The 19773-nt window shown below is 74.3% G+C and carries 15 protein-coding genes; 6 read left to right on the top strand and 9 right to left on the bottom strand.

Going from position 1 to position 19773, the window contains the following annotated elements:
* Positions 1–134: 134 nt before the first annotated feature.
* From secA2 to ABUL08_RS06235, 4 genes are all read right to left on the bottom strand, one after another.
* The gene (gene secA2 / locus ABUL08_RS06250) at positions 135–2429 is read right to left on the bottom strand and encodes an accessory Sec system translocase SecA2 (protein ID WP_350935379.1); all 2295 of its coding nucleotides are present in this window, start codon (positions 2427–2429) and stop codon (positions 135–137) included.
* 110 nt (positions 2430–2539) lie between these two features.
* Positions 2540–4282 carry an ABC transporter ATP-binding protein gene (locus ABUL08_RS06245; protein WP_350935377.1) on the bottom strand — a complete coding sequence of 581 codons (1743 nt, stop codon included), beginning with the start codon at positions 4280–4282 and terminating at the stop codon, positions 2540–2542.
* Positions 4283–4312: 30 nt separating this feature from the next.
* Positions 4313–5401: a zinc-binding dehydrogenase gene (locus ABUL08_RS06240; RefSeq protein ID WP_350935376.1), complete on the bottom strand. Its 1089-nt coding sequence runs from the start codon at positions 5399–5401 to the stop codon at positions 4313–4315.
* On the bottom strand, positions 5394–6404 hold the full coding sequence (locus ABUL08_RS06235; protein WP_350935374.1) for a Gfo/Idh/MocA family protein: 1011 nt from the start codon (positions 6402–6404) through the stop codon (positions 5394–5396). The genes ABUL08_RS06240 and ABUL08_RS06235 overlap by 8 nt, the downstream gene beginning before the upstream one ends.
* A gap of 246 nt (positions 6405–6650) precedes the next feature.
* On the opposite strand from ABUL08_RS06235, the gene ABUL08_RS06230 reads away from it, so the two are divergent.
* The 5 genes from ABUL08_RS06230 (at position 6651) to ctaD (ending at position 12308) form a co-directional block, all read left to right on the top strand.
* Positions 6651–7631 (top strand): glucosyl-3-phosphoglycerate synthase, encoded by a 981-nt coding sequence (locus ABUL08_RS06230; RefSeq protein ID WP_350938530.1) that lies wholly within the window; start codon positions 6651–6653, stop codon positions 7629–7631.
* 46 nt (positions 7632–7677) lie between these two features.
* Complete coding sequence (locus ABUL08_RS06225; RefSeq protein ID WP_350935373.1) at positions 7678–8823, top strand: glycosyltransferase; 1146 nt, start codon at positions 7678–7680, stop codon at positions 8821–8823.
* Between the two features lie 114 nt (positions 8824–8937).
* The gene (locus tag ABUL08_RS06220) at positions 8938–9402 is read left to right on the top strand and encodes a DUF4383 domain-containing protein (protein ID WP_350935371.1); all 465 of its coding nucleotides are present in this window, start codon (positions 8938–8940) and stop codon (positions 9400–9402) included.
* Between the two features lie 88 nt (positions 9403–9490).
* Complete coding sequence (locus ABUL08_RS06215) at positions 9491–10222, top strand: ATP-binding protein (RefSeq protein ID WP_350935368.1); 732 nt, start codon at positions 9491–9493, stop codon at positions 10220–10222.
* Positions 10223–10310: 88 nt separating this feature from the next.
* Positions 10311–12308, top strand: a complete 1998-nt coding sequence (gene ctaD, locus ABUL08_RS06210) for an aa3-type cytochrome oxidase subunit I (protein WP_350935366.1) — start codon at positions 10311–10313, stop codon at positions 12306–12308.
* Positions 12309–12360: 52 nt separating this feature from the next.
* On the opposite strand, the gene ABUL08_RS06205 is transcribed toward ctaD, so the two are convergent.
* Entirely contained in the window at positions 12361–13497 is a 1137-nt protein-coding gene (locus ABUL08_RS06205; RefSeq protein ID WP_350935364.1) for a SigB/SigF/SigG family RNA polymerase sigma factor, read from the bottom strand.
* 269 nt (positions 13498–13766) lie between these two features.
* On the bottom strand, positions 13767–15179 hold the full coding sequence (locus ABUL08_RS06200) for a hypothetical protein (protein WP_377522204.1): 1413 nt from the start codon (positions 15177–15179) through the stop codon (positions 13767–13769).
* 223 nt (positions 15180–15402) lie between these two features.
* Here ABUL08_RS06200 and ABUL08_RS06195 point away from each other — a divergent pair, with 223 nt between their 5' ends.
* Positions 15403–15633 (top strand): CDGSH iron-sulfur domain-containing protein, encoded by a 231-nt coding sequence (locus ABUL08_RS06195; RefSeq protein WP_350935362.1) that lies wholly within the window; start codon positions 15403–15405, stop codon positions 15631–15633.
* A gap of 19 nt (positions 15634–15652) precedes the next feature.
* Here ABUL08_RS06195 and ABUL08_RS06190 read toward each other — a convergent pair whose 3' ends face one another.
* From ABUL08_RS06190 to ABUL08_RS06180, 3 genes are read right to left on the bottom strand one after another with little or no spacing between them, the layout of a single operon-like run.
* Positions 15653–16723 (bottom strand): iron-containing redox enzyme family protein, encoded by a 1071-nt coding sequence (locus ABUL08_RS06190; protein WP_350935361.1) that lies wholly within the window; start codon positions 16721–16723, stop codon positions 15653–15655.
* Positions 16724–16772: 49 nt separating this feature from the next.
* Positions 16773–18533 (bottom strand): thiamine pyrophosphate-binding protein, encoded by a 1761-nt coding sequence (locus tag ABUL08_RS06185; RefSeq protein WP_350935359.1) that lies wholly within the window; start codon positions 18531–18533, stop codon positions 16773–16775.
* Complete coding sequence (locus ABUL08_RS06180; RefSeq protein WP_350935357.1) at positions 18526–19650, bottom strand: baeRF2 domain-containing protein; 1125 nt, start codon at positions 19648–19650, stop codon at positions 18526–18528. Before ABUL08_RS06180 ends, ABUL08_RS06185 begins: the two co-directional genes overlap by 8 nt.
* Positions 19651–19773 lie beyond the last annotated feature (123 nt).

Raw genomic sequence — 19773 nt, 5'->3', positions numbered from 1 at the left:
CGCCATTGCCTGTGTCATCACGCTGCCTCTTCCTGATCGAGAGCCCCGGCCTACTACCCTCGCAAACCAGCATCGAAACCCGCAAAGGGGTCCCGCCCGGCGACTGCCGCGCCGAACGGGACCCCTGCGCCGGGTCAGCGGGAACCGGAGATGAGCCGCCGCCCCACCGAGGCGATCAGCCGGTCCAGCTCCGAGCCGAACGGGTTGTCGTGCACGAGGTACGTCCAGGTGGCGGTCGGTCGGACCAGCTTCGACGCGTCCGGCTCCCAGTCGTCGCCGAACTCGGTCTCCTCGAAGGTCGCGATGGTCCGGGTCTCGATCTCGGGGATGAGGGCGGTGAACGCCGGCACCGCGCTGCGGTGGAACTCGTCCAACGGGTCGAGCCGGCCCAACGCCCGCAGGTGCACCCCCTCGCGGACCTCGGAGAGCTCGGCCAGGTGCTCGGCCCAGAGCCGGTCGAGGTGATAGAGGGCGATCGACCGGGCGGCCCGGGCGAGCAGGTCCTCGTCCATCTCCTCGGCCTTCTCCGGCACCCGCTCCAGCAGCATCAGCGCGGCGATGTCGCTGGTCAGCAGCCGCTCCCGCCGCTCGGCGAGGGCCTTGCGCTGCTGCTCGATCACCACGCTGTAGCGCCAGGTGTTGCGGTGGATCTCGTGGTTGACGCCCTCGGCGACCCGCTGGGCGTGCTCCACGGCGTAGTCCACCTGCGGGTCGGTGACCAGGCCGTCGGCGTTCATCCGCGGCGACGGCGGAACGGTGTCACCGGCGTGCCGGACGACCAGGTCGTCCTCCAGGCTGACCAGGAAGACCGACCCACCCGGGTCGCCCTGCCGACCGGCCCGACCGCGCAGCTGGTCGTCGACCCGGCGGCTGTCGTGCCGGCCGCTGCCGATCACGTAGAGCCCGCCCAGCTCGGCGACCCGGTCCCGGTCGGCCTGGTCGCTGCCGCCGAGCCGGATGTCGACGCCCCGACCGGCCATCTGGGTGGAGACGGTCACCGCGCCGTACGCGCCGGCCTCGGCGATGATCGCCGCCTCGTCGTCGTCGTTCTTGGCGTTGAGCACCACGCAGGGCACCCCGGCGGCGTGCAGGCCGGCGGCCAGCCCCTCCGACTCCTTGACGTCGAGGGTGCCGACCAGCACCGGCCGCCCACGCTCGTGGTTGCGCTTGATCTCGTCGATCAGCGCCTCTTCCTTCTCGGCCCGGGTGGCATAGATCCGGTCCGGCTCGTCCTCCCGGACGCAGGGGGTGTTCGGCGGGATCACCGCCACCTCGAGGCCGAAGAACTCGCGGAGCTGGTCACCGACGAGCACGGCGGTGGCGGTCATCCCGCAGACCGTCGGATAGAGCGCGATGTACGCCTGCACGGCGATGGTGCCGAGCACCTCGCCCTCGGCGGTGGCATCGAGGCCCTCCTTCGCCTCGACGGCCGCCTGCAGCCCGTCCGGCCAGCGGCGGCGCTGGGCGACCCGGCCGCGCATCTCGTCGATCAGCTCCACCGAGCCGTCCCGGACGATGTAGTCGACGTCGCGGTGCAGCAGGGCGTACGCGTGCAGCGCCACGTTGACCGCGGAGAGCTGGCCGACGTGCTCCTCGTCGTACAGGTCGATGCCGCCGAGCTTCGCCTCGACGGTGGCCAGGCCGGCGGAGGTGAAGGCGACGCTGCGGCCGTCCTCGGCGACGGTGTAGTGCCGGCCCCGACGCAGGCCACGGACCAGCGCGGCGGCGGCGTGCACCGGGTCCTGCTCGCCGGCGACCGCGCCCGCGAGGACCATCGGCACCCGGGCCTCGTCGATGAGGATGGAGTCGGCCTCGTCGACGATGGCGGTCTTCAGCGGCGGCTGGACCCGGTCGTCGAGGTCGGTGACGAGCTGGTCACGGAGGAAGTCGAAGCCGGCCTCGCTGACCGAGACGTAGGTGACGTCGCTGGCGTACGCGGCGCGGCGCTCCTCGGGGGTGGAGGCCTCGTTGACCCAGCCGACGGTCAGCCCGAGCAGCGTGTAGACCGGCGCCATCCACTCGGCGTCCCGGCGGGCCAGGTAGTCGTTGACGGTGAGCACGTGCACCGGGCCGTTGCCCAGCCGGACGTGCCCGTACGCGGCGACGGCGGCGGTGAGCGTCTTGCCCTCACCGGTGGCCATCTCGGCGACCTTGCCGGAGAGCAGCGCCATCGCGCCGAGCAGCTGCACGTCGTACGGCCGCTGGTCGAGGCCGCGGCGGGCGGCCTCCCGGCCGATCGCGCAGATCTCCTCGTAGCCGGTGGCGGAGCCGGCGGCCTCGGTCAGCTCGGCGTCGTCGAGCTGCCGCAGCTCCTCCTCGCGGGCCTCGATGGCGGGGAGCAGCTTCTCCAGTGGGGCCAGGTCGACCGTCGTCCCCGGGCGCTGGAGGAACCGCCGGAACCTGCTCTTCACACGTTGCGACACACCCATGAGCGGCAACGGTACGCGAATCGCGGCGCGTTGTGCGGCCCGCCCGCCACGGGGTCGGGCGGGTGTCCGGAATCCGCCCCGTCCGCCCAGGTCAGGAGGGTTGTCCCGGGTCAGCTGACGAGGAGCTGGTGGGTGGCGAGTTCGCGGTACAGCGGGCTGGTCCCGGTCAGCTCGTCGTGGGTGCCGACGGCGACCACCCGACCGCCGTCGAGGACCACGATCTGGTCGGCGTCGACGACCGTGGAGAGGCGGTGCGCCACGATCAGCAGGGTGCGCCGGACGGCCACCGCGTCGATGGCCCGGCGCAGCGCCGCCTCGTTGCGGGCGTCGAGGTTGCTGGTCGGCTCGTCGAGCAGCAGCACCGGCGGCCCGGCGAGCAGCGCCCGGGCGATGGCCAGGCGCTGCCGCTCGCCGCCGGAGAGCAGCACCCCACCCTCCCCCACCTGCACGCCCAGCCCCTCGGCGGAGCGGTCGGCCAGGTGGCCGAGGTTCACCTCGGCGAGCACGGCACGCACCTCGTCGTCGGTGGCGTCCGGCGCGGTGATCAGCAGGTTCTCCCGCAGCGTGCCGGCCAGCACCGGCGCCTCCTGCTCGACGTAGCCGAGCCGGGACCGCAGCACGTCGCGGGGCAGGTCCCGCACGTCGGTCCCGGCCAGCCGCAGCGTCCCCCCGGTGACCTCGTAGAAGCGCTCGACCAGGGCGAGCAGGGTGGACTTGCCGGCGCCGGAGGGGCCGACCAGCGCGGTCCGGGTGCCGGGCGGCACGGTGAAGCTGACCTCGTGCAGCACCGGCGGGCCGCCCGGATAGCCGAACCCGACCCGGTCGAACTCGATCGCGACCGGTCCGGCCGGGAGCGCCGGCGGCCGGGCCCGCCGGTCGTCGGCCCCCTCCACGGGTACGTCGAGGATCTCCTCGATCCGCGCGAGGGCGCCCAGGCCGGTCTGCAGCTGGGTGTAGGCGTGCACCGCCTGACCGAGCGGCAGCACCAGGAAGAACAGGAACATGACGAAGGCGACCAGGTCGCCGACGCTGATCGCCCCGGCCGCCACCCGCGCCCCGCCGACGGCGAGCACCAGCAGGAACGCCCCCTGGAGGGTGACCGTGCCGACCGGTCCGACCACCGCCTGCACCCGGGCGACCCGCAGCCCCGCCGCGTACGCCGCCTCGGCGCTGCCGGCGACGGCGGTGGCCTCCCGCTCCTCGGCCCGGCTGGCCCGGATGGTCCGGGCGGCGGAGATGGCGCGCTCCACCGCGGAGGTCATCTCGCCGACCCGTTCCTGGGCGCGGCGGGCCAGCCCACGCACCCGGCGGGCGACGGTGAGCGCGAAGCCGACGCCGACCCCGACGGCGGCCAGGGTCACCCCGAACAGCGGCGGGTCGAGCAGCAGCATCGCCGTGCCCGCGCCGAGGACCATGACCGCGCCGGTGACCGTCTCGAAGAGCCCGGAGGTGACCACCGCGCGCAGCAGGGTGGTGTCCGAGCCGACCCGGGAGAGCAGGTCACCGGTGCGGCGACGGTCGTACTCGGCGATCGGCAGCCGCAGCAGGTGCCCGGCGAGCCGCCGCCGGGTGCCCAGGACCAGCCCCTCGGCGGTGCGTTGCAGCAGGTAGTCGCGGAGCCCGCCGACCACGGCGGCGGCCACCACCAGGGCGACCAGCAGCACCACCAGCGCGCCGATCGGCCGGGTCGCGGTCATCCGGTCCAGCACGGCGCGGGTGAGCAGCGGCTGCCCGAGGGACGCCGCCGCGCCGACCAGCGACAACGCGCCCACCACGGCGAGGGTGCCGCGGTGGGCGCGCAGGTAGGGCAGCAGGGCGGCCAGCCCGGGCGGGCGGCCGACATCGGTGGTCATGACAGCACCGTATCCGGCGCCGGCACGGCGTCAGCGGGTGAGCACCACCTGGAGTTCCTGCCGGCGACGCTCCGCCAGGTCGGTCAGCAGCGCCGGAGCCTCCTCGAACGGCACCACCGCCGAGACCAGGTGCTTACGGATCTGGTCGCCGTACTGGCGCAGCAGCTCGATGGTCTCCCGGGAGAGCCGCTCCCGGTCCCAGGTGGGGGCCAGGCCGCGGGGCACCCGGCCGATCTGGGCGCAGCGCAGCGACAGCCCGTTGTGGTGGAACTCCTCACCGAACCGGACCTCGTCCGCGCCGGCCTGGTAGAAGGCCAGGTCGACGACGGTGCCCTGGGGGCGCAGCAGGCGCAACGCGAGCTGCAACGCCCAGGCCTGCCCCCGGCACTGGAAGACCACGTCGGCGCCCCGGTCCCCGGCGGCGTGGTTCCACCGGGTCTTCAGCACCACCGCCGGGTCGTCCGCCTCGGGGTCGAGGGTCTCCAGACCGAGCGCCTCGGCGACCGCACGACGCTGCGGGGTCGGATCGAGCACCACCACGGAGGCGGCCCCGTGGCGCTGGGCGAAGAGCGCGGTGAGCAGCGCCACGACCCCGCTGCCGACCACCGCCACCCGGCGGCCCCGGACGCCGTCGCCGAGCGACCGCACGTCGGTGCCGCAGAGGTCGGCGGCGGCGTGCAGCAGCCCGTTGGCGCAGATCGGACCCATGTGCGCGACGTAGACGCCGAGCAGCGGGTCGAGGTCCTCGGGGAGCGGGACGAAGCGTTCGGCGACCGGGTCGGCGACGTAGCCGGTGCGGTGGCCGTAGGTCATCGCACCGACGGTGCCGACGGTGACCGCCGGGGTACGGCTCTCCACCACCCGGCCGACCTGCATGTAGCCGAGCCGGTTCACCGGGTAGGGGGTGCTCGCCTCGCCGGGCTGGAAGAGGCCGAGGTCGGCGTTCCAGGTGACGTTCAGGTACGGGTTGGTGCCCTTGACATAGCTGAGTTCGGTGCCGGCGGAGACCCCGCTGTAGAGGGTCTCCACCCGGAAGGTGCCCTCACGCAGCTCACCGGCGTCCTGCTCGACCAGCTCGACCTGCCCGGGCCCGCTGACCACCACGACACTGTCACGCATCGACGGTCACCCCCGCCCCGACGGCGGTGGCGGCCGGACCGGTGGGCAGCGCCACGCTGCGGCCGGTCCGGGCGGACTCGGCGACGGCGAGGGCGAGGCGCTGGGTGCGCAGCGCCTCCGCGTACGGGACGCGGACGTCGTCGCCGACCCCGCGGACGGCGTCGACGAAGGCCCGGTCGACGGCCACCCGGGCGCCGTCCGGGTCGGCGGGCAGGTGCCGCTCGCCGTCGGCGTCCCGGACGGTCAGGCCGTCCTCGGCCAGCGACAGCGCCAGCCCGTCGGCGAGGATCTCCAGGCCGGCCCGGTGCTTCCAGGTCAGCACGCAGGCGGCGGCGAGGGTGCCCACCGCGCCGGAGGAGAAACGCAGCGTCGCCGCGGTCACCGAGTCGATGTCGGCGCCGTCGACCGGCGGCGGGGTGCCGTCGCCGTACGCGGTGACCTCGGTCGCCTCGCCGACCAGCGCCCGGACCAGGTCGAGCACGTGCGCGGCCTGTTCCACCACCGGGCCGCCCGACCGGTCCCGGCGGGCCCACCAGGCCACCGGCGGGACCTTGTCCAGCCACGCGCCGTTGACCATCCGGACCGGACGGTCGGCGAGCAGCTCCCGCGCCTGTTCCACGACGTGCAGATAGCGCCAGTGGTGGCCGACCGCGGTGAGCAGCCCGCGCCGCTGCACCAGCTCGGCGATCCGCTCGGCGGTCTCCAGGTCCACCGCGACCGGCTTCTCCACGAACATCGGCACCCCGGCGGCGATGACCGCCTCCTCGACGGGCCCGTGCGCGAAGGGCGGTACGCAGACGTACACGGCGTCCGGTCCGGCGGCGAGCAGTTCGTCCACGTCGGCGAAGGTGCGGGCGCCGTGTGCCCCGGCGAGCGCCTCCGCCGCCGTCCGGTCGACGTCGGTCACCCCGAGCAGTTCGACGTCCTCGAAGCCGCTCAACACCCGCGCGTGGCGTTGCGCCACCCCGCCGGCCCCTACCAGTCCCACCCGGCACGTGCGCATTCGATCGACCCTCTCGCCACATTTCACGGATACGGTTCAGCTCTCCCCCTGCCGGCACCGGACCAAACCCGGCGGGGCGCGCAACGAGACGTTCATCCCCCGGGAACCTCCCGGCACCGGGAACGTGATCAAGCTGATAGGCACGATCCGGTTAGCGCCGGGCGTGAACTGGGAAAAGTAGTACCGCGTTTCCGCCACGACCAGGGGGTGCCTGTGCGGGATACAGAATCGATCGTCTCACCGGTGGTGGAGGCCTGGGCCACGTATCGGACCACGTCGGCCGGCCAGTGGCCGGCCCGGCGGCTGATGCGGGCCAAGGGGGACAGCCGGGTCAGCGTGGTGCTGCCGGCGCGTAACGAGGAGACCACCGTCGGGGCGATCGTGTCGACGATCCGGGAGCACCTGATGGACCGGGTGCCCCTCGTCGACGAACTCATCGTGGTGGACTCCCGGTCCACCGACCGCACCGCGCAGGTGGCTCGCGCCGCGGGCGCCGAGGTGGTCAGCCAGGACGCGATGACCCGGGGCCTGCCCCGGCTCACCGGCAAGGGCGACGCGCTCTGGGCCGGGCTGGCCGCGGCCGAGGGCGACGTGGTCGCCTTCATCGACGCCGACCTGCGGGAGTTCCGGCCGCACTTCGTCACCGGCCTGATCGGACCGCTGCTCACCGACCCGTCGGTGGACTTCGTGAAGGGCTTCTACCACCGCCCGCTGGTGGGGGCGTCCGGTGTGGAGGCCGACGGCGGAGGTCGGGTGACCGAGCTGATGGCCCGGCCGCTGCTGAATCTGTTCTGGCCCGAGCTGGCCGGGTTCGTCCAGCCGCTGGCCGGTGAGTACGCCGGCCGCCGGGAGGTGCTGGAGCGGGTGCCGTTCGTCTCCGGCTACGGCGTGGAGACGGCGATGCTGATCGACCTGCTGGAGCTGGTCGGTCTCGACGCGCTGGCCCAGGTGGACCTCGGTGAGCGCAAGCACCGCCACCAGGACACCGCGGCGCTGGGCCGGATGTCCGCGCAGATCATGCTCACCGCGTGGTCCCGGTTGCAGCGGCGCGGCTGGGCGAGCCCGGGCAGCGCGCCGGCCGCCCTGCTCACCCAGTTCCGGCGGGGCGGCTCCGAGGCGCTGCCCAACCTGGACCGGGAGATCGTCGTCAACGACGTCTCGATCGAGGAGCGCCCGCCGCTGGCGCAGCTGCGGCACCGGGTGCCGCGCCGCCGGGTCGCCGCGTGAACCCGAGGAAGAGGCCGATCCGCGCCCAGGGAAGGGACGTCGCCCGATGAGTATGACCGTTCTGATGAATGCCGGTCCGTGGTTGTCCGTGCCGCCGCCCGGCTACGGCGGGATCGAGAACGTCGTGGCGACCCTGGTGCCGGAGCTGCGGCGGCTCGGCGTACGGGTGGTGCTCGCCTCGGTGGAGAGCAGCACGCTGCCGGTCGACGAGAAGATCTCGGTCTTCCCGGACGGGCAGTTCCACGCCCTCCAGCGGCCGTACAACCAGGTCTGCGGGGTGTCGCAGGCGCACCTGAGCGGGGTGGTGCGGGCGCTGCACTCGCGGGACGACATCGACCTCGTGCACGACCACGTGGAGGCGGTCGGGCTGGCCACCATGGCGGCGATGGGCCCGGACGGGCCGCCGGCGCTGCACACCCTGCACTGGGACCTGGCGAAGCACCCGGAGCTGTACGGAAACCTGGACGGCGGCGACCGGGTCCGGGTCAACGGGGTCTCCGCCTCGCAGCTCGCCCGCGCCCCGCGCGCCCTCCAGGAGCACTCGGTGGGGCACGTGCACCTCTCCACGCCCCTCGCGGTCGGCGCGGACCGGCGCTCCGGCGCCGACAAGGGCGACTACATGATCATTCTGGGTCGGATCAACCCGGGCAAGGGGCAGGACGTCGGCGCCCGGCTGGCCCGGCAGGTCGGCTTCCCGCTGGTGCTGGCCGGCCCCGTCGGGCCGTACCACCGGCCGGAGGACCTGGCCGCCGCCGGTGACGAGGCCCGGCAGAACCCGGACGTCCGGTTCTTCTACGACCACGTCGCGCCGCACGTCGACGGCGACCTGGTCCGCTGGGTCGGCACGGTGGCCGGCCAGGAGCGCGACGACCTGCTCGCCGGGGCCCGCGCCTCGCTCTTCCCGCTGCGCTGGGAGGAGCCCGGCGGCACCGCCGTGGTCGAGTCCCTGGCCCTGGGTACGCCGGTGGTCGCCACCGCCCGCGGCTGCCTGCCGGAGCTGATCGAGCACGGCCGTACCGGCCTGCTCGCAGGCGACGAGGAGGAGTTGGGCGACCTGGTCCTCGCCGCCGGCCTGCTGGACGAGGCCGAGTGCCGGCGGGAGGCCGCCGCGCGGTTCACCCCGGCCGTGATGGCGCAGCGCTACGTGGAGCTCTACGAGCGGGTCCGCCAGCTCGCCCTGCAACCCGCCTGAGGGTGTGGGCAGGGGCCCCTGGTCGACGTACGGCGTCGACGAGGGGCCCCTGCGTCGTTTGGCGGCGGGCCGGGCGGGAAAGCGCGGGTGCCGTACGCCGGGAGGGGGACCGCGGTGACGAACTCGACGGCCCACGCCCGGGCCCGCCGCAATCCGGCCGACGGCCGTCCCCCGGTACGCCGGGTGGCCGGCGGGCTGGCCGTGCTCTTCCTGCTGCTGGGCGCGCTCGGCTTCCTGCCCGGGATCACCAGCGACTTCGGCGACCTGCGGCTGGCCGGGCACCAGTCCGGGGCGATGCTGCTCGGCGTCTTCCAGGTCTCGGTGCTGCTCAACGGCGTACACCTGCTCTTCGGGGTGGTCGGCCTGGCGCTGGCCCGGACGGTGACGGGGGCACGCGCCTGGCTGCTCGGCGGCGGCGCGGTCTGTCTCGTGCTCTGGCTCTTCGGTCTCGCCGTCGACCAGCCCAGTGCGGCGAACTTCCTGCCGGTCAACGACGCGGACGGCTGGCTGCACCTGGCGCTGGGGGCCGTGATGATCGGTTCCGGCCTGCTTGCGGGCAGTGACGGATATCGCCGTTGACCAGGGCCGGATGGGCGACAGGTCCGGTTTCGCCGCGCGGGGGGGCGGGTAGTTGACGGGTCCGCGACGCCACCGAAACGAGGGCCTCATGTCCACCGGGATCAGCTGCGAGGTCCGCGACGACGCACCCGTCACCGTGGTCCGACTCGCCGGCCGGCTGGATCTGTCGACGATGCGCTCGGTGCACACCACGCTGGACCACTGCCTCACCGCGCAGCCGGACGCCCTGGTGGTGGACCTGTCCCGGCTGGCCGTGACCGACCCGCTCGCGCTCTCGGTCTTCGCCGCCGCCGCCCGCCGCGCCGCCGACTGGCCCGCCGTGCCGATGGTGCTCTGCTCGCCGCCGCAGGAGACGGCCACCTGGCTCTCCGAGACCACCGCCTGCCGCGTCGTGCCGGTACGCCGGGACTGCGCCGAGGCCACCGCCGTGGCGAACGCCGCCGCCTCCCCCCGACTGCGGGCCCGGCTGGAGCCCGTCGCCGGCGCCTGTCGGCGGGCCCGGGAGCTGGTCACCGACGCCTGCGGCCGGTGGAACGTGCCGGAGCTGGCCGGGCCGGCCTCGCTGGTGCTGAGTGAGCTGGTCGGCAACGTGGTCCGGCACGCCGGCACCCCGATGCAGGTGACGGTCACCCTGCGCCGGCCGTACCTGCGGGTGGCCGTGGCCGACGGCAGCACGGCGACGGTGCGGGCCGCCACGGGCCGGGACCTGCGCGCCGAGGGCGGGCGTGGGCTGCTGCTGGTCCGTGAGCTGGCGCAGCGCTGGGGCAGCTCCCCGGTCGGCGACGGGAAGGTCGTCTGGGCCATGCTCCCGGCGATCTGACCGAAATTACCCTTCTCGCCTGGTTACATGGATAGAGGGGCGGGTAGCCACACCCGTCCTTTCTGTCTTGACGACGGGGTGAGAAGCCATGCCCAAGCGGGTAGTCACGGAGCCGGCACGAGACCGGGGGCCCGCGATCCTGGCGCCGGCCCGGTTCGGCGGTTATCCCGGACCGGTGCGGGGAGCGCTCAAGGGCAGCTCCCTGATCAAGCTGCTCGGCACGACCGACGCGAAGATGATCGGGCTGCTCTATCTGGGCACCTCGTTCGCGTACTTCATCGTCGGCGGCTTCATGGCCATGCTGATCCGCGCGGAGCTGGCGCAGCCGGGGATGCAGATCCTCTCCCCCGAGCAGTACAACCAGATGTTCACCATGCACGGCACGATCATGCTGCTGCTCTTCGCGACGCCGATGGTCTTCGGCTTCGGCAACTATCTCGTGCCGTTGCAGATCGGCGCCCCCGACGTGGCCTTCCCCCGGCTCAACGCCTTCGCGTACTGGCTGTACTTCTTCGGCGCGCTGATCGCCGTGGGCGGCTTCCTCACCCCGCAGGGCTCCGCCGACTTCGGCTGGACCGCCTACACCCCGCTGAGCACCTCCCAGCACTCACCGGGCGTCGGGGCGAACATGTGGGTGGTCGGGCTGGCGGTGTCCGGCCTGGGCACCATCCTCGGCGCGGTCAACCTGATCACCACGGTGCTCACCCTGCGGGCCCCGGGCATGACCATGTTCCGGATGCCGATCTTCACCTGGAACCTGCTGCTCACCAGCGTGCTGGTGATCCTGGTCTTCCCGCTGCTGGCCGCCGCGCTCTTCGCCCTCGCCGCGGACCGGATCCTGCACGCCCACGTCTTCGACCCGACCACCGGCGGGCCGATGCTCTGGCAGCACCTGTTCTGGTTCTTCGGTCATCCCGAGGTCTACATCATCGCGCTGCCGTTCTTCGGCATCATCACCGAGATCATCCCGGTCTTCTCCCGCAAGCCGATCTTCGGGTACACCGGCCTGGTGCTCGCCACCATCGCCATCACCGTGCTGTCGATGAGCGTCTGGGCGCACCACATGTTCGCCACCGGCCAGGTGCTGCTGCCGTTCTTCAGCATCCTGAGCTATCTCATCGCGGTCCCGACCGGGGTGAAGTTCTTCAACTGGATCGGCACCATGTGGAAGGGGCAGCTCACCTTCGAGACGCCGATGCTCTTCGCCGTCGGCTTCCTGGTCACCTTCCTGCTGGGCGGTCTGACCGGGGTGCTGCTGGCCAGCCCGCCGGCCGACTTCCACGTCACCGACACCTACTTCGTGGTCGCCCACTTCCACTACGTGCTCTTCGGCACCATCGTCTTCGCCGCCTTCGGCGGCCTCTACTTCTGGTTCCCGAAGATGACCGGCCGGCTGCTCGACGAGCGCCTCGGCAAGGCCCACTTCTGGACCATGTTCATCGGCTTCCACGCCACCTTCCTGGTGCAGCACTGGCTCGGCAACGAGGGCATGCCCCGCCGCTACGCCGACTACCTGCCCGGTGACGGCTTCACCACGCTGAACATGATCTCCACGATCGGGTCGTTCGTGCTCGGGGCGTCCACCCTCTTCGTGATCTGGAACATCTGGAAGTCCTGGCGGTACGGCGCGATGGTCACCGTCGACGACCCGTGGGGCTTCGGCAACTCGCTGGAGTGGGCCACCACCTGCCCGCCCCCGCTGCGCAACTTCGACCGGATGCCGCGGATCCGCTCCGAGCGCCCCGCCTTCGACGCCAAGTACGGCCAGCTCGTCGCCAACCTCGGCCGGGACCTGCCGCAGCGGACCACCAAGCCGCCGCAGCGCTTCGCCGAGGAGCTGCGCCACGAACGGCACATCCCGGAGTCCCCCGCCGCCGAGGGCGCGCGCGGCGCCCGCGGGGCCGTCGAGTACCAGCCCGCCCCGCAGTCCGGGGCCCGGCCGGTGGTGGTGCCCGAGCCGGAGCAGATCCGCCGGCCGAGCTTCGAGGAGACCGACGTGCCCGAGGAGGCCGAGCCGGGGCAGCCACCGCAGGAGACCGAGCGGTGGCGGCACCCGCGCGGGCACGGGGACACCCCGGAGCGCTGACGGGCAGCGCGGAGGGGGCCGACGCCGTCGGCCCCCTCCGTCGTACGCGATGTCAGTCGGCGGCGGGCAGGCCGGCCGCGGCCAGCGACCGGCGTACGGCCGGCTGGACCCGGGTCAGCCGCAGCGGCACCCCGGTGCGGGCCGCCGCCTCCCGACCGGCCATCAGCGCGGCGATGCCGCCGGCGTCGACGGTGCCCGCCCCGACGAGGTCGACCACCACCTCGCGGGGCTGCCCGGTGACCGCCTCCAGCATCGCCCGGCGCAGCTTGTCCGCCCCGTCCCGGTCGACCTCCCCGCCGACCTCGACGACCACCTGGTCGCCGTGCTGGCGCACCGAGATCCGGGTCTTCGCCGGTTCCGCCTCGGCCGTTCCGTTCTGCCAGGGCGGCGGCGCGTCGGCGAGCATGGCCTGACGCAGCCAGGTCAGCGCGCGGGACAGCAGCCGGGAGACGTGCATCTGGGAGATGCCGAACCGGGCGGCGATCTCCGCCTGGGTCTGGTTGCCGTAGAAGCGCATGGCGAGGATGCGCCGCTCGCGCCAGGGCAGCCGGTGCAGCAGGCCGCTGACCGTCACCCGGTCGTCGACCGACTCCAGCGCGCTGTCGGACTCGCCGACCAGGTCACCGAACTCGGCCGAACTCTCCCCGCCGACCGGCGCGTTGAGCGAGGCCGGGCTGTAGCCGGCGGCGGACTCCAGCGCGGCGAGGATCTCCTCCTCCGGCGTCTCCAGCCGGGCCGACAGCTCGGCGACGGTGGGCGCCCGGGACAGCTCGCTGGTCAGCGCCGCCGTCGCCTGCCCCACCTCCAGGATCAGGTCGCGCAGCCGGCGGGGCACGTGCACGCCCCAGGTGCGGTCGCGGAAGTGCCGTTTGATCTCGCCGACGATGGTGATCGCCGCGTACGCGGTGAACGAGCCCCGTTCCGGGTCGTACCGGTCGACGGCGTTGACCAGGCCGAGGCGGGCCACCTGCTCCAGGTCCTCCAGCGGCTCCCCGCGACCCCGGTAGCGGCGGGCGAGCCGGCCGGCGAAGGGCAGCGCGAACCGGACCAGGTCGTCCCGCGCCTCCTGCCGCCGCTCCGGTGGCAGCCCGGCGATCCGCGCCGCGTACGCCAGCGCCGCCGCGTCGAGATCCTCCAGGCCCCGCTCGGTGGGTGGTGGTGGTGTGGTCGTGGTGGTCTGTCCGAACATCCGCGCCTCCCTCGCCGAAGGTCCCCCGCCCGGATTGGGAAACCGGTCGTGCGCGTGGTCGAGCCACGCACCGGGCCGGAAAGTGGGTTACGTGACGGGCACGTCGGAAGCGACGACACGTCGCCGCGCAGCGCCGATCGGCCGTCGCAGCGAGCGGTGTTCCCGCTCCGTAGGTACTCAATCACGGACCGCGAGATCGCGAGGATGTTTCGCCGGGGTTGGTGGGGCGGGGCGCGGGCCCGGGCCGGCGTGCCCCCGGGACGCGCCGGTCAGCTGACCAGCAGCCCCTGGTGGCTGCCCCCGGCGCGGAGGGCGTCGAGCGCGTCGGCCATCCCCAGCCGGGGCGGTACGGGCAGGTCGTACGGCTGGTTGCGGAGCACCTCGGTGGCCCGCCGGGTCGGCACCGAGGAGACCGGGTAGCCGCGTGCGCAGCCCCGGTCCAGGGCCCGCCGCCGACGGCCGAACCCGGCCACGGCGAGCCACTGCGGCAGCCCCGCGAGGGCCGGCGAGCGGACCCCCGGCGGCTCCGGCAGCACGTCCACCGAGCTGAACGGCTCGCTGCTGGCGAGCCACCACTCCACCGCCTCCACCCGGCGCCGGGTGGCGTTCTCGCACCAGTACGGCACCAGCCCGGCGCGTAGCACCTGCCACGGGTCGAGCAGCCGACCGCACTCGACCACCAGCCGGTTCCCGGTCTTGCCGCCGCGCCGCAGCCAGCCCCGGTACAGGTCGGCGACGGCGGCGCTGAGCGCGTCGGGGTGCGGCACCCGCACCCGGTGCAGCGGGTGGCCGGTGCGGCCGGTCCACTCCTGGGCGGCCTGGTCGAAGCCGGACTCCACACCGTGCTCGGCGTCCCCCTGCGGGGTGGTGACCTGCGGGGGCGTCCAGTGCCGGCCGTCCCCGCCGGCCGCGCGGAGCACCTGACGCAGCGCGGGCGCGTCCGGGTGGAAGTCGACCGGGTCCAGGCCGCTGGCGGGGCAGCCGACCTGGAAGCTGTGTCCCCGCCCGTCGTCGAGCAGCGGCCAGGTACGGGCGTCGTGCAGCAGCAGCACCGGCGCGCCGGGGTCGAGCCGGTCGGCCAGGAACCGCCGGTACGCCGCCGGCAGCGTCCGCCACCGCACGGCGAGGGCCACCGTGGCGCCGGTGAGCGCGCCCCGGCTGGCCGGGCAGTGCACCTGCCGGACGTGCACGTCGGGATTGCCGGCGAGCAGGCGGGTGGCGAGGGCGGCGCCGTGGTCGAGGGCGGCCTGCGGCCGGTCCACCGCTCCCCTGTTCCAGTGCACCGTCAGCTCGAAGCCGGCGGGCAGCCAGGGCGTCCCGAGGGCCACGGCGAGGTGCGCGGCGGCACCGTGCGGCGAGCCGAGCACCACGGCGGGCCAGCGCCGGTGCGGGTACTGGGCGACGATCCAGCGGGCCACCCGCTCGGCGTCCACCTCGGCGGTCTGGGCCGGGGTGAGCGCGACCCGGCCGACGGCCCGGGCCGCCGCGGCCCGCCGGACGGGCTCGGGGGCGCCGGTGAAGCGGGACAGCGGCGTGGGGTGGCCCAGGTCGGCGCAGTCGTCGCCGCGCAGTGCCCGGGCGGTCGCCGCCACCAGCACCCGCGCGGTGCTGCCGACGGCGACGACCCGGTCGCCGGCCAGTCCGGCGTCCGCCGCCGTCAGCCCCACGGGCACCTTCGGCACCGGGCCCACCTTGCCTCGTTCGCTCACCACGCGGCCCGGCTTCCCGTCCCGATGGGGTCTAAACGGGGCATCCCCCCACGCGCCGGACCAATCCCCGGTCCGGTGGCGACCGGCCGGTAGCCACGCAGGCCGCGCAGGGACGCCGAGTCACCTCCTCCGGCGGTCCGGGGACCTTACCGGCGCGCCGGGTTTCGCGGGCACCCGGGCGGGCACTCCAGCGCCCATGCCCGACGACGAGACCGCAGCGCCCGCCGCCGCCACCATCACCCCGTACCAGGACGGGCCGCTGCTGGTGCGCGGCGACTTCGCCCTGGTCACCCCGGACGGGCAGCCGATCGACACGCGGCGGGGCACGGTCGCGCTCTGCCGCTGCGGCAGGTCGGCTCTGAAGCCGTTCTGCGACGGCACGCACAAGGCGGTCGACTTCCGCGCCGGCACCAACCGCGAGCACTGAACCCCGGGGGGGGTACGCCTCAGGCGGCGGAGAGGGCCACGCGCTCCGGTTCGCCCGTGCCCGCCGCCGGGGCGCTGCGCAGCGACGAGCGGCCGGCGGCCCAGGCGTCGAGCAGGTGGGCGGCGAAGAGCCGCTCCACGGCCAGCGCCGCGGCCGCGCCGAAGAGCACGTCCCCGGCCAGGGCCGGCTCGGCCCGCACCAGCCCGCCGCAGAGGTCGTACGCGGCGATCTGCTCGTGCACCGCGTCCGCCTCGACGTGCTCGTCGTAGAAGCGGGTGGCCACCTCGTCCAGCCCGAGCCGGCGCAGGCCGTTGCCGTACCGGCGGTTGGGCAGCGAGGAGGTCATCTCGAAGGCGGCGAGGTGACCGAGGAGCGCGCCGCGCAGCCGCCGGTGCAGGCCGAACAGCGAGATGAGGTTGTTGGTCGCCAGGGTCACCGCCGGCACCCGGTCCAGGTGGGCGGCGTAGTCGGTGTCCAGGTCGAGCCGTCGCATGGTGCGGCGGAACAGCTCGGCGTGCATCCGGTCCAGCCGACCGTTGCCGTACTCGTCCATCTGGATCTCGACCAGCGCGGCCTTGGCCGGACCGCCCAGCCGGGGCAGCGCCCAGCTGTGCGGATCGGCCTCCCGCAGGTGATAGAGCGACCGGTGGACGACGAACTCCCGGAACTGCGCCAGGCTGGCCCGGCGCTGCAACGCGGCGGCCAGCGAGGGGCCGTCGTCGGCCGCCACCAGGGCGCCCAACGCCTCCGGCACCCCGTCGGGCAGGGCCGCCGGCAGCGGCCCCACCAGCCGCCGCAGCGCCGCGGTGAACGGGCCCTCGATCCGGGCCCGCAGCGCCAGCAGCGTGGGCTGCCACTCCCACGCCTCGTCGACGTCCCGCCAACCCCGGTAGTGCAGCTCGTAGCAGAGGAAGAGACTGAGCTGGAGGTCCTCGTCGGTGAGCGGGTCGACCGCCGGCACCTCCGCGCCGAGGGCCGCCGGCAGGTCGTGCGGCGGCTGCCGCAGCGCCACCAGCAGCGCGGCGGAGACCGGGCCGCGCGCCGCCGGCAGCGACGCGGGACCGTAGCGACGGTCGACGGGCACGGGCATGCCACCTCCAGCGAAGACGATCACCTGGACATGCCCCGGGAGGACCCGGTCAAACGAGGTCCTCGGCCTCCACGGCCACCCGGTTGGCCAGCATCCGCTCCCGGACCCGGCGGGCCGCGTCCCCGTCGGCGAAGAGGCCGCGCAGGTCCGCCAGGGCCGGCTCCGGCGGGTTCAGCGGCACGGCCGGGTCGACGACCGCCTCCAGCAGGCTGGGCCGGTCCGCGGCGAGGACCTCGTCCCACGCCGGGCCGACCAGCTCCGGCCGGTCCACCCGGACGCCGTGCAGACCCAACAGCCGGGCCCACCCGGCGTACGGCACGTCGGGGCGCCGGTCGGCCAGCTCGTCGGTCAGCGTCCGCCCACCACCGATCCCGGACTGGTCCCGGTTGTTGAGCACCAGCACCACCAGCCGCGGATCGCGCCACTGCCGCCAGTGGTGCGCCACGGTGATCAGCTCCGCCAGGCCGTTGAACTGCATCGCCCCGTCGCCGAGCAGGGCGATCACCGGCCGGTCCGGGCGGGCCAGCTTGGCGGCCACCGCGTACGGCAGGGCGCAGCCCATCGAGCCGAGCGTGCCGCAGAGCTGCGCGGCGACGCCCGGTGGCAGCTCCAGGTGTCGGGCGTACCAGTAGAGGACCGAGCCCACGTCGACGGCGAGGGCGCCGCTGCGCGGCACCCGGGTGCCCAGTTCCTGGAGCACCAGCTGCGGGTTGATCGGCTCGGCCGGTACGGCGGCCCGTTCCGCCGCCTCCGCCCGCCACCGGTCGACCGAGCTCTCCACCATGCCGCGCCACTGCTCGTGACGCCGGCCGGGCACCCGGGTCAGCAGGGCACGCAGCGTCTCCACGGCGTCGCCCACCAGCGGGACGTCCACCGGATAGCGGGTGCCGATCCGTCGCCCGTCGATATCGATCTGGATGGTGCGGGTCTGCCCCGGCACGGGGAAGTAGTCGACCCACGGATCGTTCGTGCCGACCAGCAGCAGGGTGTCGCAGCTCCCCATCAGCCGGGCGGCGGCGGTGGTGCCGACCTCCCCGAGCACCCCGGTGTGGAACGGCAGCCGCTCGTCGAGCACCGGCTTGCCCAGCAGCGAGCAGGCCACCCCGGCACCGAGCCGGTCGGCCAGCGCGACGATCTCGTCCGCCGCGCCGTGTGCGCCCTGCCCGACCAGGATCGCCACCCGCTGGCCGGTGCCCAGCACCGACGCGGCGGCGTCCAGGTCGGCGGCGTGCGGCAGCACCCGGGCCAGCGGCTCGCCCGGCGTGGCCGAGACGATCCCGGCGGTCTGCGGCAGCAGGTCGGGCACCCGCGCGAGCTGCACGTCCCGCGGCAGCACCACCGCGGTGGGGCTCCGGGTCGCCGCGGCGGTCCGGAACGCCTGGTCCAGCACGGCGGGCACCTGGTCGGGCGCCCGCCCGTACCGGACGAACTGGCAGACGTCGCCGAAGAGCCGGCTCAGGCCGATCTCCTCGTGCGCCGCGCCCAGCGGCCCGGAGATGTCCTCCCCGATGATCGCCACCACCGGTTTGCTGTCCAGCTTGGCGTCGTAGAGGCCGTTGAGCAGGTGGACCGCGCTGGGCCCCTGGGTGGCCAGGCACACCCCGATCTCACCGGTGAACTTCGCGTGACCGGTGGCCATGAAGGCCGCGGTCTCCTCGTGCCGGGCGGGGACGAACTCCGGGTCCCCGCCCGAGGCGTCCAGTGCCGCCACGACGGGGGCGATCGCCGCCCCGGGATAGCCGAAGGCACGCGGGACCCGCCAGGCGCGCAGCCGCTCCACGACCAGGTCCGCCCCCGTACGGTCAGCCATTGCCCCGCCCGGGGGTGCTCGCGTCGACGTAGCGCAGCACGGCACCGACCCCGTCGGTGAGGTCGGGCGCCTCCTCCGGGGCGAGCACGGTCAGCTCGGCGTCGGTGCCGACCAGTGCCCGGAGCAGAGCGGCGTCGGCGCGGACCCGCTGCGGGTCGTCGACCGACATGGCCGCGAGCTGACCCGGGTCGGTGGCGATCTCGGTCGGGTCCGGCCCCACCCAGAGTTCCCCGTCGGCGGAGGCGTCGTCGACGATCAGCATGGTGTCGACCTGGTTGCGTTGCAGCGCGCGGACCACCGCGTCCAGGCCGGCCCCGACGTCCTCCTGGAGACCGAACCGGTCCAGCGCGGCGGAGACCCGCTGGTCGGCCACCTCGGCGATGGTCTGCACGGTCAGGTCGTCCATCGCCGTCGGGTCGGCGCCGCCGGCCCGCTTTCCCGCGTCGGTACGCACCAGCACGTCCTGCCAGCGCTCGGGGAGCTGGGCGGCGATCATGCCGGTGGCACGGATGTCACCGGCCACCACCACCACGTCGGCGCCGACCTTGTCGGCCAGGTCGGCGGTGGCCGCGGCGGCGTCACCGGCGTTGTGGTGCCACGCCTCCATGGCGGCCCGCTGGTAGCGGGACTGGGACCAGCCGCCCGGCTGCACCCGGCGCAGCTGGAAGCTCTCTCGCCCCTGCACGTGGGCGCGGCGGGGCACCCCGCCCGCGCTGACCGCGACGGCGTCGGCGCCGGTCCGGTCGGCGAGCACCCGGACCCAGGCGACCTGCTCGCCGCGTTGGGCGACCAGCGGCATGGTGTGCGGCAGGGCGGACCAGGTGGCCAGGTCGCGCAGCGGAGGTGCGGCGAGGTACTCGGTGAGCACCACCCGTCCGCCGGTGGCGAAGACGGCGATGCCGTAGTCCCCCGGCATCGGGTCGTGGCCGCGGACCACCCGTTCCACCGCGTCGATGGTCGCCGCGTCGGCGCCCTGCTCCAGCAGTTGGCCCTTGAGGGCCCGCCAGCGCAGGTCCAGCGCGGGACGCGCGTCGTGGGTGTCCCGGGAGGCGTCCAGATAGACCGAGCACCACGGCCCGGGACGGTCATAGAGCGGGCGCAGGAAGGACAGCTGCATGCTCGACCCCTTTCCGGCTCGGCCGCACGCATACCCGCGCCGGTCCGGAGTTCACCTGCCGGTCATCGGCGTGACCGGTGTTCATTCACGTCGTTCAACCCGGACGACCGCTACCATCGGTAC

The sequence above is a fragment of the Micromonospora sp. CCTCC AA 2012012 genome (assembly GCF_040499845.1).
Classification (GTDB): Bacteria; Actinomycetota; Actinomycetes; order Mycobacteriales; family Micromonosporaceae; genus Micromonospora; species Micromonospora mangrovi.
The sequence above is the reverse complement of the archived record's forward strand: the minus strand, read 5'-3'. Positions and strand labels throughout refer to the sequence as shown.